This is a genomic window from Salinisphaera orenii subsp. orenii MK-B5 (assembly GCF_003788635.1).
GTDB classification, from domain to species: domain Bacteria; phylum Pseudomonadota; class Gammaproteobacteria; order Nevskiales; family Salinisphaeraceae; genus Salinisphaera; species Salinisphaera orenii.
Genome location: NZ_AYKH01000003.1, coordinates 75,453 through 89,736, shown reverse-complemented (window position 1 = coordinate 89,736; position 14,284 = coordinate 75,453). Strand labels below are relative to the sequence as shown.

Below are 14,284 nucleotides of genomic sequence, written 5' to 3'. Positions count from 1 at the left end.
GCTAGCAAATGCTGCACCCTGTAACGCGATCCGCCCCTGCCGTCATGGCGGGGTTTGTCGTATGCTGCACGGCCTGCGACCGAGCCCCCACACGCGTCGATGAGCCATCCGAACGCCGCCGGCGTCACCGCCCGCGCCCACAGCAACATCGCCCTGATCAAGTACTGGGGCAAGCGCGATGCGCGTCTCAACCTCCCGGCGGTGGGCTCGATCTCGATCACGCTGGACGCGCTCTACACCGATACCCGCGTGGCCTTCCTGCCCGGTCTGGAGGCGGATCGCGTCGATATCGGCGGGCGGCGCGCCGACACCACCCGCTTTTCGCGCTTTCTCGACCTCGTGCGCGCCGAGGCCGGCATCGACACCCGCGCGCGCATCGAGTCGTGGAACAACTTCCCCACCGGCGCGGGGCTGGCCTCCTCGGCCTCGGGCTTCGCCGCCCTCGCCGTCGCGGCGACCCGGGCGGCCGGACTGACGCTCGAGCCGCGGGCGCTGTCGGTGCTCGCCCGCCAGGGCTCCGGCTCGGCGGCGCGCTCGATCTTCGGCGGCTTCGTCGAGATGCGGCGCGGCGCGCGCGACGACGGCCTCGACGCCGCCGCCAGTCCGCTTCTCGACGCTGCGGACTGGCCGCTGACGGTGATCGTGGCGATCACCGAACACGGCGCCAAGGCGCTGGATTCGACCGCCGGCATGACCGGAAGCGCAGACACGTCTGATTTCTATCAGGCCTGGGTGGATCACGCCGAGCCCGACCTCGCGGCCATGCGCGAAGCGATCGCGGCGCGGGATTTCCAGGCCATGGGCGAACTGGCCGAACACAGCTGCCTGAAACTGCACGGCCTGATGCTGTCCACCCGTCCGGGCCAGATCTACTGGAACGCGGCCACCGTGGCGGCCATGCACGCCGTCCGCGCGCTGCGCGCCGACGGCGTGCCCGTCTACTTCACGATCGACGCCGGGCCGCAGGTCAAAGCACTCTGCCCGCCGGCGCACGCCGAGACGGTCGCCGCCGCGCTCGAGCGTGTGCCGGGCGTTCTGGAGACGCGTCGCAGCGCGCTCGGCCCCGACGCCCGCTGCCATGACTGACGCGCCGCTGACGGTCTCGGCGCCGGGCAAGCTGTTCCTGATTGGCGAGTACGCGGTCCTCGACGGCGCGCCGGCCCTGCTGACCGCCGTCGACCGGCGCGTACGGGTCACCCTCGCGCCGAGCGCGCGGTGGCGGATCAGCGCCCCCAACCTCGGCCTAGAGGGGATCACGCTCGCGGCCGATGCCTGCCTGCCGGCGGACATCGACGACCGCACCCGGACCCGGCTGGCCGTGTTCGACGCCGTGCGCGCCCACATCGCCGAGCACATCGGCCTGCCCGGCCCGCAGGCGGTCACCATCGACAGCCACGATTTCGCCCGCGACGGCCACAAGCTGGGCCTGGGCTCGAGCGCTGCGGTCGCGGCCGCGCTCACCCGCGCACTGGCCCACGCCGCGGGCGCAGCGCTCCCGACCGACGCGCTCGCGCGGCTGGCGATCGACGCGCACCGGCGCGCCCAGAACGGCGCCGGCAGCGGCGGCGACGTCGCCGCCGCCGTGTACGGCGGCCTGATCAGCTACACCCGCGACCGCCCGCCCACACCCCTGAGCTGGCCGGCCTCGCTCGTGCTGCGGATCGTGATCACCGGCACCGGCGCACGCACCGCCGATCTGGTTGCACGGGTGCGCGCCTACGCGCAGCACGACCCCGACGCCCACGCCGCGGCCATCGCGCGGCTGTCGGCGCTGGCCGACGAGGCGCAGCATGCGCTGGCCGAGGACGCGCGCTTCCTGCGTCTGGCCGAGGCCTATCATCAGGCACTGCGGGCACTCGACCACGGCGCGGACGCGGGCATCGTCGAACCGCACCACGAGACACTCCACACGCTCGCGGCGCGCTACAATGCCGTGTTCAAGACCTCCGGCGCGGGCGGTGGCGACGTCGGGCTGGTGTTCGTGCACCGCGGCGAGGACGACCGGCGTGTGTGCGAGGCATTCGCCGAGACCGGCGCGCAGATCGTGCCGATGGCCTTCGGTGCACCCGGGGTGCGCATCGAGAGCGCCACCGCAGACGCCCGCGCTAGACTACTGTATTGAGCAACGACCACGACAGCCGCGTCATGAGCCATTCCCGGATTCCGGCGTTCTACAAGTTCTCGGTGGCCAATCGGCTGCGGGTGCTGCTCGAGCGCGAGGTGATCAGCGAAACGGAATACGACATGCTCATGGACGGCACCCACCTGCTGGATGCCGACAAGGCCGATCGCCTGATCGAGAACGTCATCGGCGCCTTCGGCCTGCCGATGGGTCTGGGGCTGAACTTCCGGGTCAACGGCCGCGACTATCTCGTGCCCATGGTGGTCGAGGAACCCTCGATCATCGCCGCGGTCAGCTCCGCGGCCAAGCTGGTGCGCGCGGCGGGCGGTTTCGAGAGCGTCGCCGACCGGCCGCTGCTGATCGGCCAGATCCAGATCGTGAACGTGCCGCATGCCGCCCACGCCCGCCAGGCCCTGCTGCAGGCGCGCGAGGAGATCCTCAACCTCGCCAACAGCCTGCATCCGAACATGGTCGCCCGCGGCGGCGGCGCCTGCGACATCGAGGTGCTCACCCACGGCAGCACCGCGAACCACGGCGAGATGCTGGTGGTGCATCTGCTGGTCGACACCCGCGATGCCATGGGCGCGAACCTCGTCAACACGATGTGCGAGGGCGCGGCCCCGCTGGTCGAGAAGATCTCCGGCGGGCGGGTCTTCCTGCGCATCCTGTCGAACCTGACCGACCGCGCGCTGGTGCGCGCCCGGGCCACCATTCCCACACGCCAGCTCGCCGCGGGCGACTATTCCGGCGAGCAGGTGCGCGACGGCATCATCCTCGCCAACGAATTCGCCGAGGTCGACCCGTACCGCGCGACCACGCACAACAAGGGCATCATGAACGGCATCGACGCCGTGGCGATCGCGACCGGCAACGACTGGCGCGCGATCGAGGCCGCCGCCCATGCCTATGCCGCGCGCACCGGGCGCTACAGCTCGCTGACCCGCTGGTACGCCAACGTCGACGGCGACCTGGTCGGCGAGCTCGACGTGCCGCTCAAGATCGGCACCGTCGGCGGCCAGGTCGAGTCCAACCAGGCGGTGCGCATCGCGCATCGCGTGCTCGGCGTGTACTCGGCGGCCGAACTCGCCGAAGTCATGGGCGCGGTCGGGCTCGCCCAGAACCTGGCCGCGATCAAGGCGCTGTCGACGCACGGCATCCAGCGCGGCCACATGACCCTGCACGCCCGCAGCGTGGCGATGGCCGCGGGCGCGAGCGAGGCCCGCTTCGAGGACGTGGTCGACCGCCTGATCGCCGGCGGCGACATCAAGGTCTGGCGGGCGCGCGAGATCATCGCCGAACTCGAGGCCGGCGCCCCGGCCGCGACGCCCGCCACCGACGGCGGCGAGACCGTGGCGCACGGCGAATCCGCCGGCGACATCGGCTACGGCAAGATCATCCTGCTCGGCGAGCATTCGGTGGTCTACGGCCGGCATGCGATCGCGGCCCCCATCCCGCTGGACATCCGCGCCGAGGTCAAACCCCAGCGGGACCACATCGACCTGATGATCCCGCGCTGGGGCGTGGAGATGCGCCTGTCCGAACCGGAGCCGGCGATCAGCTCCCTGCACGCCTCGATCTCGCTGATCGCCGAACGCCTCGGCGTGGCCGACCGGGCGATGCGCATCGAGGTCTTCCCGCGGGTGCCGCGCGCGAACGGGCTGGGCGCCTCGGCCGCGCTCGCCGTGGCCGTGATCCGGGCGATGGCGCGCTGCTTCGCGGTCGAGATCAGCGAACGCGAGATCTCCAATCTCGCTTTCGACTGCGAGAAGATCGCCCACGGCACGCCCTCGGGCATCGACAACACACTGGCCACCTTCGGCCGCCCGATCCTGTTCCGCAAGGACAGCGCCCGGGCCCGGCCCGACATCCGCGATCTCGCCACGCCGCGGCCGGTGCCCATCGTCATCGGTCTGTCCGGCGTGGCCACGCTGACGATGCAGACGGTGGGCCACGTGCGCACGGCCTGGCAGAACAACCCGCAGCGCTACGAAAGCATTTTCTCGCAGATCGACGAACTCGCCCTGGCCGGGGTCGAGGCGTTGCGCAAGGGCGATCTCGCCGAACTCGGCGAGCTCATGAACATCGACCAGGGCCTGCTCAACGCCCTCCAGGTCTCGTCGCGCGAGATCGAGGATCTGGTCCAGATCGCGCGTCGTAACGGCGCGCTGGGCGCCAAGCTCACCGGCGGCGGCGGTGGCGGCGCCATGATCGCGGTCGCCGAGGCCGACCGCACCGAGTCCATCGCCTCGGCCATGCGCGCGGCCGGCTACAATACCTTCATCACCGAGATTCGCTAGGCTGCCGCCATGAGACCGGAAATCGACGCCAGCGCCGCGGCCCCGGTCGTCTCCTTCGACGACGAGCCGCTCATCGTGGTCGACTCCGACGACAATGTCCTCGGCCACATGCCCAAGGCCGAGGCCCACATCGGCGAAGGCGTGCTGCACCGCGCGTTCTCGATCTTCCTGTTCGACGGTAACGGCAACACGCTGCTGCAGCGGCGCGCGGACGGCAAGCAACTCTGGGGCGGCTACTGGTCCAACAGCTGCTGCAGCCATCCGCGCCGCGGCGAGAGCGTGGACATGGCGGCCGTGCGCCGCCTGCGCGAGGAGCTGGGCGTGGACGCCCGGCTGAGCTTTCTCTATCGCTTCGAGTATCACGCCCGCTTCGGCGAGGCCGGCTCCGAGCACGAGATGTGTTCGGTCTACGCCGCGCGCTCGGACGCGCCGGTCTCGGTCAATCCCAACGAGATCTCGGCCTGCCGTCCGGTCGCACCCGACACGCTCGACGCCGAACTGGCCGCGCACCCGGAACGCTACACCCCCTGGCTCAAGATGGAATGGCCGCGCATCCGGGCCGCGCACTGGGACACCGTCGAGGCGCTCGCCGCGCGCTGATCGCGGCTGCCACGCCCCGTTCACCGAGCGGGCGTCACCCGCGGCGAGCGACATGTCCGGCCCTGGGCCGGCCACGATGCACCGCATCGCCGGTCGATGCACCCGCGGCACGATCGCGCGACGCCCATTCCCGACCTGCGGCGGATGCCCGCTCCGCCGATGGTCTTTCAGCACGCTTCGACGTCGTCGCCGGGCCCGGGCGATCAATCCTCCGACCCGGCACACGCCGCGACACGCCCTCACGGCGTCGCCAGCACTGAATGGCGCCTCGCTATTGAACACAATCATCCGACGAGAGGGTGCTCCACCCCGTGCGGACGCTCACGGCCGCGCAGCCGTGATCTGTCGGCAGCCGGTCTCACATCGCCTTGCGACGCGCCGGGCGCCAGGCCAGCCGCACGATTCCCGCAGGCCCAGCGGCCCGCCTAGGCCTGCGGCAGTTCCGGGCCGGCCTCGAGGCGTCGCTCGAAACGATCGAGAAACGCCGCGGCGCCGTGTTCGCGCACGGCGGCGGCCCGGCGATCCGAATCGAGACCCAGCGTCTCGGCGAAGCGGCCGGTGATATCGACGATCCGCCAGTCCCCGCCCCGGTTGGCCAGCACATAGCGGATGGGCGTGCGTTCGCCGTCATCGCCGACGAGTGCGACCTCGACCTGGCGACGGCCGCGATCGACGTCGCGTGCGCCAGTGATCTCGAAGTGCCGGCCGCCGTCGCGGTCGAAACGCTGGGCGTAGGCGCGGATGAGATACCTGCCGAACTGGTCCACCCAGGTGGCCTGCTGCGCGGCATCGAGGGCAGGCCACTGCTTGCCCAGCGTGCGGCGGGCGAGGCGCTCGATATCGAAGTGGTCCTCGATGGTCGAGGCCAGCTCGCGGTAGCGGCCGGCAAAACCCAGTTCCTCGGCCTGCTTCATCACGATCAGGACACGACTGTTGACGCGCTCGACCGTCGCCCGCGCGGGTTCGGCCGCGGCCACCGTCCAGACGCCGATGCAGGCGCAGATCACCAGGGTCGCCACCACACAGATCACGGTCTGCTTGAGTCCTTGCATCGTTTCGCTCTCCGCCAGGAATGCCAGCTCGCTGAAGTCGGACCACGGCGGCGGCCCGACAGTTCGGCGGCCGCGCGATCGTTCATCGAATCGTCATCGGCCGCCGCGCTCGCCGGACCTCGCAAAACCGGATCGGCATCCGTCGAGGCGGGTCACGACACGAACGATCATCGCGTCCGGGCGGCGGCGCGTCGGATCAGCGCCGGGCAACGTCGCTAGAAGACCGGTTCGCGGCATCCGGAGGCCGGACAACCAACACGATCAGCGGCCTGAACAGCGCCGCCAATGGGCGAAGCACCGGCGTGGCCATCCGGGCCGATGCCCGCTACCCGCAGGCTGTCGCGACCGAGCTGACGGTCATACCCAGGACGCCCCGGATACGCGGTTCGCGCCCAGCCGGCCACCGACAGCCACGGCCGCGCGGGCCCGAGGGGGACCATCGCCGGATAGGGACTGTGCGACCCGACCGGTCGCACGGCTCACCCGGACCAGGGCGCGATCGCCGGCCCGGGCCGGGTTGTAAAACCGGCTCAGCCGAGCGCGCCGATATGACGCATGAAACGGGCGCGCAGGTCGCTCGGTGCCAGCGGCGGTCGCGGGAGCGCGCCGGTCTCGCCGTCGGCCACGATATGCAGGTGGGAGAACGCCGGCCCGCGCGAACTGCCCTCGAGCACGCGGTCGACGAGATTGATGTCGTGGCCCTCGTAGGTCGTGCGATAACCGGTGGCCGCGGCGATCGCGGCGAACGACAGACCGGCGGAGACCGTGGCCTGACCGCCGGCGGATTCGTAGCAACCGTTGTCCAGCAGCAGCTGGCAGAGATTGCTCGGTCCGTAGGCACCCAGCGTCGCCATCGCACCCATGTAGGTGAGCGCGCCGCCGTCCCCCTCGATCACGATCACGGTCAGATCGGGCCGCGCCAGCGCCAGCCCGAGACCCAGCATGGACGGCCGGGCCGCGGCATCGGGCAGATAGAAATGGTTGGGCCGATCCGCCAGGGCGTGCAGATCGCGGCCCGCATGATCGCTGCCGGTGATGATCACGTCGGTCGTCTCGTCGGTGCGCCCGACCAGCCGCCGCAGCGCGTCGCGCCGGGTCACCCGCGGCGTGCGCCGGGGCGCGGGCCGGAACGTGATGGCGCCGCGGCTCTGACTCGGCGCCTGCGCCTGGCCGGCCTCGGCCGGCGTGAAGGTTCGCCCGCCCGCGATCAGCGCGTAGGGCCGCCCGGTCTCGGCCATATGCGCCTCGGCGCGCGTGAGCACGGCTTCCAGATCCCCGGCGTCCTCCGGCAGACGCTCCCAGGCGATCTCCAGCCTGTCGAGCAGATCGGGCGTGATACGGCCCAGCAACGCCGGCTGCGGCTCGTCGCCGTCGGCGCCCTGCCACGACACCACCAGCAGCATCGGCAGGCCGAACGCCCAGGTCAGCGCGGCAAGCGGTGACACCGCATTGCCCAGGCCCGCATCCGACATCAGCGCCACGGCGCGGCGGCCGGCCAGCGCGTGGCCGGCCGCCGCCGCGACCGCGTCGCCCTCGTTGGCGACCGCGAGGTAATCGAGCCCCGGAGCGTCGATCACGGTATCGACCAACGGCGTGAAGGACGCGCACGGGCCGGCGGCGAAAAAGTCATAGCCGTGGGCGCCGATACGGTCGATGAAGTCGCTTGCCTGGATCATGTGACACCTGCTTTCTGGACAATCGGAAGGCGTATCGCAGCACTCGTGGGCGGCGTCCGCCCGCGCTCGACGGGCGATGCGTGCCGTGCCGGCCCCACCGGCGAGCTCAGGCCGGCGCCGGGCGGGCACGGCGCTCGCCCGGTCCTTTGGGAAGGTGCCGCGCCGGCCGCCGCTTTCGTTGCTGCTGCATCCTGCATGACGCGCCAACGATACCCGCGGCGAACGACAGCGCAAGCCGGGGCGGCTCCGTCACGGCGCCATTCCTGAGACGCGGCCTCACGTATCGCCGTCTGGTTCCGTGTCGAGCAGCAGGGGAGCGACCGCATCGAGCGTGCGCTGGGCGGTGCGAAAGGCCACGGCCAGCTGCTTGATCGCGCGCAGCTCGGCATGACGCCCCGCCGGCGGGCGGACCAGCCGCCGCAGCACCCGCAGCGGGCGCAGTGCGCCGTCGTCGTCGAGCGCCGCCCGCGCGACCGGCGGCACCGTCATCACGGCATCGTCGGCGACCGCACGCACGACGATGAACGGCAGCCCGAATTCGACGGCCACCGCCGCGATCGCCGCGCTTTCCCGGTCGGCCGCGATCGCCGTGGACAGCGCGTGCAGTGCCTGCTTGTTCGCCGCGTTGCCGAGCACGCCGCGGGTCTCGGCGAGCGCGCCGTGACGCAGCCGGGCGCCACCGCCGATCCGGTCGGTCAGGCGCGCATGCCATTCGGCATCGACGGCCAGCCGCGGGCCGGCCGCGGTCACGATCTCGCGCGGCAGCAGCAGGTCGCCGACGGCGAGGGCCGGCACGAGCGCGCTGGCACAGCCCCAGCTGACCAGCCCGTCCACCCCGTCGGCGACCAGCGCGCGCGCCGCGGTCTCGGCGCGCGCCGCCCCCAGCCCCGACAGCGCGAGCCGCGCGCCGCCGGTCAGGCTCGCCCGGCCCTGCGCCCGCAGCCGCGCCATCGCCCGGACCTCGCCCGGCAGCGCCGCGACGATGCCGGGCCGGCTCACCTGCGCGCGCGCCGGTACGCACAGACTGCCGGCGCTCATGGAAGGGATCCTCGGCCGCGAGCGCCACGCCCGAAACGCGCCCCACGGCGGCCGCAACAGGCCACCCCGGCGTCGAGCCCTGGGCGGCCGCTGCAGCGGCGGGCTCGCGGGCGCCGATCGGCTCGCCTGGACCGCGCACCCTCACATCGCCTTGCGCCGGCTCGCGCTGGCACGCCGCGCCCGAGCACCCGCCGGCACGGCCGCCCGTCAGCGCGCCAAAGGGCGGGCAACGATGACGGCCGTCGGATCGACACGGGCGTCCGGCTGTCGGTCGGCACGGCGATGCGGGGCATGGCGAACGCGGATCCTCTCTGACGGCTGAACGGTGCACCGGCGTCGCGGCGGGCCGAAACTACACCATCGCACCGGGCCGAGGTAAAGCCGGTTGACGCCACCGGACCATCGGTGGCTTGCTTACGCCGCCGCGCCGCATCTGCCGGCCTCCGCCACCGACACCGCCCGCCATGACCCGCAGTGCCCCATCCGATCAGACCGCGCGTATCGACGACGCGCTCGAGCGTCTTCTGCCGTCCTCCGACACCGCGCCGGAACGCCTGCACGCGGCGATGCGCTACAGCGTGCTCAGCGGCGGCAAACGCATCCGGCCGCGGCTGGTCTACGCGACGGGCGCGGTCCTGGGTCTCGATCCGGCCGCCCTGGACGCCCCCGCGGTCGCCGTCGAGTGCATCCATGCCTATTCCCTGATCCACGACGACCTGCCCGCGATGGATGACGACGCGCTGCGGCGCGGGCGCGCGACCACCCACATCGCCTACGACGAGGCGACCGCGATCCTCGCCGGCGACGCGCTGCAGGCGCTGGCCTTCGAAGTGCTGGCCACCGACCCGGGGCTCGACGCGCGGCCGGCTGTCCGTGCCGCCCTGCTGGCCACGCTCGCCCGGGCGGTCGGTTCGCGCGGCATGGTGGGCGGCCAGGTCCTGGACATGCTCAGCGAGGGCCGGGCCATCGACCGCGACGCGCTGGAACACGTGCATGCGCTCAAGACCGGGGCCCTGCTGCGCGCCTGCGTGCTGATGGCGGCCGACAGCCACCCCGATCTCGACCCCGCGCAACGGGCGGCGCTGGATCGCTTCGCCACTCGCATCGGGCTGGCCTTCCAGGTTCGCGACGACGTGCTCGACATCGACTCCAGCACGGCCGTGCTCGGCAAGACCCAGGGTGCGGACGCGGCCCACGACAAGGCGACCTACCCCGCCCTGCTCGGCCTGGAGGCCGCACGCGCCTACGCCGACCGACTGCACGCCGAGGCGATCGAAGCGCTCGCCGTATTCGGCGCGGCCGGCGCCCCCCTGCTTACGATCGCCGACGAGATCGTCAGGCGCGACCACTGAGCGCCGTCGAAACCTGCCGCACCGGAGTTAGCGACCTCGAAACGTCGCCCGGGCAAGCCCGTACGGCGCCCGCAATGCCGGCATCGGGCGGCTCCAGGCCACGGACGTTTCGACCCGCGACTCTGGAACAAGCGACCGCGCGGCGGTCCATAGTTCGCCTCCACGACGTCCGCAAGCTCTGAACGGGCCGCCCGCGCGCCGGGCGCCGTCATGCCGGTTCACGGCCCCGGCCCGCAGGAGTGCCAACCGTTGCGGCCAGCCGTCGCCCCGAGTGGAAGATGTCGACATTGCGGGCCCGTCGACCCCGGCCACGCCGGACGACGACCGACTGTCGTGAAGCCGCAGGCGTTATAGCGGCCCCCGCGAGCTGGCGCGTCCTCGTGCCCGACGCATCGCCGGCTGAGCGGTTCAGCCGGCGCGCGGCGATGGCGGCGCAGCGCCGTACACGGTCGTCGCGCCGGCTCTGTCCGGCCGCGTCGTGCGTCTCGGCCGCGCCTCGCCCCGGCCGTGCCCCGGCCCCGGCTCGCGGGCGCTGGGCCTACTCCGTCCAGGTGGCGGTGTAACGCAGCCGCTTGTCACCGCCGGCCGGCACGTCGAGCGCCCACTGCGCGCTGTTGGCCGGGCCGTCGTCGACACGCGTTTCGGAGGCGGACTCGATCTCGGCGGTGTCCGGCAGGCGTTCGACGACATCGACCGTCGCCGCCGCGTCGCCGGCATTGTGCAGCGTGATTTCGACGGTCCGGCTGCGCTGGCCGCCTTCGGCGCGCGAATCGTCCACGAGACGGCGCTCGGCGGTGATATCGAAGGCGGCGCCCAGCGTGAGGTTCACCGGCGCGCCCGTCGGCGTGTCGCCGATGGTGGCCTCGCCCATCAGGCCCGCCGCATGCTGGCCGTCGTAGACGCGCAGCGGACCCGCGGGCAGCGGCACTTCGGCCGTATTGTCGAAGCGCAGCCGCACCGCGGCGTGACTGCGCTCGGTCTCGCGCGTGACCGAATACAGGCTGTTCTCGAGGTGGTAGCGGCGACTGGCCTCGAAGGTATGCGGCGCCATGATCGCCACCGCGCGCGTCGCCCCGGCGGGCACGTCGATGCCGCCGTCGAGCGCATAGCGATAGGTGTCGCCGGTCGACTGCGGCCCGGAGGCGGCGTCAGCCTTGGCTTCGCTGCGGGCCATCATCACCGGCTGCGGCCCGCCGTTGCCCGCGCGGCTGACCTCGCCGGCGACCAGCCATGCCCGGTCGGCGCTCAGGCGCGCGCCGCCGCCGTTGTCGATCACCGCCATCGTGGTCAGCGAGAGTTCGCCGGTCTCGGCGTCGAAACGGCCGGTGTGGCTGGCCTGCCAGCGCGGGCCGTCGATCTGGTAGGTGGCGGTCAGGGCCCGCGTGCCGGCGGCCTCGGCCTCGACGTCGAGCTGCACACCGCCGGGGTCGGAACCGGTATCCGCGGGCCAGGCGATACGCCAGGGCGAGCCGTCCGTCAGCCGCTCGATACGGCCGTCGACCTGCACGAGCACCGCCTCGCCCTGAACGCCGACCAGTCGGCCCTCGCGGCTGTCGCCGGCCGCGTCGCCGGCGCCCCGTAAAAGCGTGACCGAACGGCCGACACGGGCGGCCAGACGCCCGCTGCCCTCGTCGTCGGGCCGGGCCGCGCTCAATCCGGTCAGCGAGACGCCCGGCGCCGACAGCCAGAAGGTCTCCGGCCGCAGGCGCCCCGACAGCGGCCAGTCCAGCGTCTGGGCGCCGGCGGCGAGCTCGACCTCCCGGCTGTTCTCGATCACGGCCGCACCGGTGTTGTAGAGGGCGGCGGCATCGACTGTCGCCTCCGCGGGCGCGGGATCGCCGGTCTGCGCGCCGGCGCTCCAGGACAGTGCGAGACCGAGGGCCGCGGCAGCCGTCAGAGCGGGCCGAATGCTGAGATGTGTCATGAGGATGTCTCCATGGGGTCGGGATCGCGCCGCGCGCGGTCGTGGCGGATGAGCCAGATCAGCAGCAGCACCGCCGGCAGGCCGGCGATGGCGGTGTAGCTGAAGAACGGTCCGTAGCCGAACTGGTCCACGACCCACCCGGAAAAGCCGCCGATGAACTTGCCCGGCAGCGTCATGAGCGACGAGAACAGCGCGTACTGCGTCGCCGTGTAGGCCGTGTTGGTGAGGCTGGACAGATAGGCGATGAACGCCGAGCCGGCCATGCCGCCGGACAGGTTGTCCGCCGAGACGGTCACCGCAAGCGCGGCCATGCCCGGATCGTCGAGTGTGGCCAGCCAGGCGAACACCAGGTTGGTGACCGCGGTGAGCACGGCGCCGGCCAGCAGCGGCCGGAGGATGCCGTAGCGCACCACCAGCACGCCGCCCAGGCCGGCGCCGCCGAGCGTCATGATCAGGCCGAAGATCTTGGAGACGCTGGCGATCTCGGCCTCGCTATAGCCGGTATCGAGATAGAACGGATTCGCCATCACCCCGAGGGTGATGTCGGCCACGCGGAACAGGCTCACCAGCAGCAGAATGGTGATCGCGAGCCGGCCGTAGCGGGCGAAGAAATCCACGAAGGGACAGACCACCGCGCCGACGACCCAGGTCTGGATGGCGCGCAGCCAGCCGGGTCGGTGCGAACGCGCCGCGAGCCAGTCCAGGGCCCACTGCTCGCGCACCGACGTATCGCGGGAGACCGAGGCCTCCGGCTCGCCGAGCAGCAGCACGGTCACCATGCCCACACCCACCAGCGCGGCCATGACGGTGTAGGCCGTCGGCCACGAACTGACCGCGGCGATGTAGAACGAGCCCGCGCCGGCCGTGAGCATCGCGAGCCGGTAGCCGGCCTGGTACGTGGCCGCCATCGCGCCCTGCATCTCGTCGGCGACCGCCTCGATACGCCAGGCGTCGACGGTGACGTCCTGGGTGGCCGAGGCGAAGGCCACCAGTAGGCCGAACCAGGCCAGCTGCTCCAGATCCGCACTCGGATCCGTGCTCGCCATCCCGAACAGCCCGGCCATGAGCCCGCACTGGGCCAGCAGCATCCAGCCGCGCCGTCGGCCGAGCAGCCAGCCGAGCACCGGCAGCGGCAGGCGATCGATCACCGGCGCCCAGAAGAACTTGATCGAGTAGGTGATGCCGATCCACGAAAAGAAGCCGATGGTCGTGCGCGACACGTCGGCCGTGGTCAGCCACGCCGACAGCGTCGAAAAGACCAGCAGAAAGGGCAGCCCCGACGAGAAGCCGAGAAAACCCATGCCGATGACGCGCGGCTGCAGATAGATCGCGAGCGCATCGCGCCAGGACCGGCGCGCCGGCGCCGCGTCTTCAGAGGGTGCGGTCATAATCGATGGTCAGCGGCGCATGATCGGACAACCGTTCGGCCCGATAGACCGATTCGGCCGTGGCCGTCGCGGCGAGGCCCGGCGTGGCCACGTGGTAGTCGATACGCCATCCCACGTTGTTGTCCCAGGCCCGGCCGCGCTGCGACCACCAGGTGAACTGATCCTCGTGCGGGTTGATCTCGCGAAAGACATCGACCAGCCCGACCTCGCCGAACAGGCGGTCCATCCACTCGCGCTCGTGCGGAAGGAAACCGGAGTTCTTCTTGTTGTTCTTCCAGTTCTTCAGGTCGATCTCCTTGTGCGCGATGTTCCAGTCGCCGCAGATCAGATACTCGCCGGGGGCGGCGGCCTGGGCGCGCAGGAAATCCAGGAAATAGACCAGATACCGCTCCTTCGAATCCTGACGGTGATCGCCCGAGGAGCCGGACGGCGCGTACAGGCTCGCGATGCGCAGGGCGCCGAAGCGGGCCTCGATGTAACGCCCCTCGGCGTCGAACTCGTCGTGGCCCATGCCGCGCACGATCTCGTCCGGCTCGCGCCGGGCGTAGATCGCCACCCCCGAATAGCCCTTGCGGTTGGTCGCCTCTTCGTAGAAGCAGTGATAGCCCTCCGGCCAGAACGCCGCCACGCCCTCGAGCTGCTGCTGCTGGGCCTTGAGCTCCTGGATGCAGACCACATCCGGAGCCTGCGCGGCCATCCACTCGAAAAACCCCTTGCGCTGGGCCGCGCGGATACCGTTGGCGTTGAAGGACATGACCCGCATGCACGCGCTTCCTGTCGTCGATGAACCCCAGGCGGCGCAATTCGCCGCCCGCCCGATCAGCGCTTATCATAC

11 protein-coding genes are annotated in these 14,284 nt (G+C 71.7%); 5 read left to right on the top strand and 6 right to left on the bottom strand.

Annotated features, from left to right (window positions below; genetic code table 11):
* The first annotated feature begins 99 nt into the window (after positions 1–99).
* From mvaD to idi, 4 genes are read left to right on the top strand one after another with little or no spacing between them, the layout of a single operon-like run.
* Positions 100–1,086, top strand: coding sequence for a diphosphomevalonate decarboxylase (gene mvaD, locus SAOR_RS02890; RefSeq protein ID WP_123630139.1), 987 nt, complete (start codon positions 100–102; stop codon positions 1,084–1,086).
* A complete protein-coding gene (locus tag SAOR_RS02885) occupies positions 1,079–2,122 on the top strand; it encodes a mevalonate kinase family protein (RefSeq protein WP_123630138.1) in 1,044 nt (347 codons plus the stop codon). Before mvaD ends, SAOR_RS02885 begins: the two co-directional genes overlap by 8 nt.
* Before the next feature lie 23 nt (positions 2,123–2,145).
* A complete protein-coding gene (locus SAOR_RS02880; RefSeq protein WP_123630137.1) occupies positions 2,146–4,419 on the top strand; it encodes a hydroxymethylglutaryl-CoA reductase, degradative in 2,274 nt (757 codons plus the stop codon).
* A 9-nt stretch (positions 4,420–4,428) separates the two neighbouring features.
* Entirely contained in the window at positions 4,429–5,019 is a 591-nt protein-coding gene (gene idi, locus SAOR_RS02875; protein WP_123630136.1) for an isopentenyl-diphosphate Delta-isomerase, read from the top strand.
* A 425-nt stretch (positions 5,020–5,444) separates the two neighbouring features.
* On the opposite strand, the gene SAOR_RS02870 is transcribed toward idi, so the two are convergent.
* The 3 genes from SAOR_RS02870 to SAOR_RS02860 form a co-directional block, all read right to left on the bottom strand.
* Entirely contained in the window at positions 5,445–6,071 is a 627-nt protein-coding gene (locus SAOR_RS02870) for an ABC transporter substrate-binding protein (RefSeq protein WP_123630135.1), read from the bottom strand.
* A gap of 530 nt (positions 6,072–6,601) precedes the next feature.
* A complete protein-coding gene (locus tag SAOR_RS02865; protein WP_123630134.1) occupies positions 6,602–7,747 on the bottom strand; it encodes a thiamine pyrophosphate-binding protein in 1,146 nt (381 codons plus the stop codon).
* Between the two features lie 276 nt (positions 7,748–8,023).
* Positions 8,024–8,785 (bottom strand): phosphorylase family protein, encoded by a 762-nt coding sequence (locus SAOR_RS02860; protein WP_123630133.1) that lies wholly within the window; start codon positions 8,783–8,785, stop codon positions 8,024–8,026.
* A 464-nt stretch (positions 8,786–9,249) separates the two neighbouring features.
* Between SAOR_RS02860 and SAOR_RS02855 the strand changes: the two genes are divergently transcribed.
* On the top strand, positions 9,250–10,137 hold the full coding sequence (locus SAOR_RS02855; protein WP_123630132.1) for a polyprenyl synthetase family protein: 888 nt from the start codon (positions 9,250–9,252) through the stop codon (positions 10,135–10,137).
* 538 nt (positions 10,138–10,675) lie between these two features.
* Here the strand turns inward: SAOR_RS02855 and SAOR_RS02850 are convergent.
* Genes SAOR_RS02850 through SAOR_RS02840 form a run of 3 tightly spaced genes read right to left on the bottom strand, consistent with a single transcriptional unit; the run spans position 10,676 to position 14,212 of the window.
* Positions 10,676–12,061 carry a DUF4139 domain-containing protein gene (locus SAOR_RS02850; protein WP_123630131.1) on the bottom strand — a complete coding sequence of 462 codons (1,386 nt, stop codon included), beginning with the start codon at positions 12,059–12,061 and terminating at the stop codon, positions 10,676–10,678.
* Positions 12,058–13,449: an AmpG family muropeptide MFS transporter gene (locus SAOR_RS02845; protein ID WP_123630130.1), complete on the bottom strand. Its 1,392-nt coding sequence runs from the start codon at positions 13,447–13,449 to the stop codon at positions 12,058–12,060. Before SAOR_RS02845 ends, SAOR_RS02850 begins: the two co-directional genes overlap by 4 nt.
* Positions 13,433–14,212: an exodeoxyribonuclease III gene (locus SAOR_RS02840; RefSeq protein ID WP_123630129.1), complete on the bottom strand. Its 780-nt coding sequence runs from the start codon at positions 14,210–14,212 to the stop codon at positions 13,433–13,435. The genes SAOR_RS02845 and SAOR_RS02840 overlap by 17 nt, the downstream gene beginning before the upstream one ends.
* Positions 14,213–14,284 lie beyond the last annotated feature (72 nt).

Coding starts and splice junctions, on each gene's coding strand:
- mvaD (WP_123630139.1), top strand. CDS start 100: ATGAGCCATCCGAACGCCGCCGGCGTCACCGCCCGCGCCCACAGCAAC.
- SAOR_RS02885 (WP_123630138.1), top strand. CDS start 1,079: ATGACTGACGCGCCGCTGACGGTCTCGGCGCCGGGCAAGCTGTTCCTG.
- SAOR_RS02880 (WP_123630137.1), top strand. CDS start 2,146: ATGAGCCATTCCCGGATTCCGGCGTTCTACAAGTTCTCGGTGGCCAAT.
- idi (WP_123630136.1), top strand. CDS start 4,429: ATGAGACCGGAAATCGACGCCAGCGCCGCGGCCCCGGTCGTCTCCTTC.
- SAOR_RS02870 (WP_123630135.1), bottom strand. CDS start 6,071: ATGCAAGGACTCAAGCAGACCGTGATCTGTGTGGTGGCGACCCTGGTG.
- SAOR_RS02865 (WP_123630134.1), bottom strand. CDS start 7,747: ATGATCCAGGCAAGCGACTTCATCGACCGTATCGGCGCCCACGGCTAT.
- SAOR_RS02860 (WP_123630133.1), bottom strand. CDS start 8,785: ATGAGCGCCGGCAGTCTGTGCGTACCGGCGCGCGCGCAGGTGAGCCGG.
- SAOR_RS02855 (WP_123630132.1), top strand. CDS start 9,250: ATGACCCGCAGTGCCCCATCCGATCAGACCGCGCGTATCGACGACGCG.
- SAOR_RS02850 (WP_123630131.1), bottom strand. CDS start 12,061: ATGACACATCTCAGCATTCGGCCCGCTCTGACGGCTGCCGCGGCCCTC.
- SAOR_RS02845 (WP_123630130.1), bottom strand. CDS start 13,449: ATGACCGCACCCTCTGAAGACGCGGCGCCGGCGCGCCGGTCCTGGCGC.
- SAOR_RS02840 (WP_123630129.1), bottom strand. CDS start 14,212: ATGCGGGTCATGTCCTTCAACGCCAACGGTATCCGCGCGGCCCAGCGC.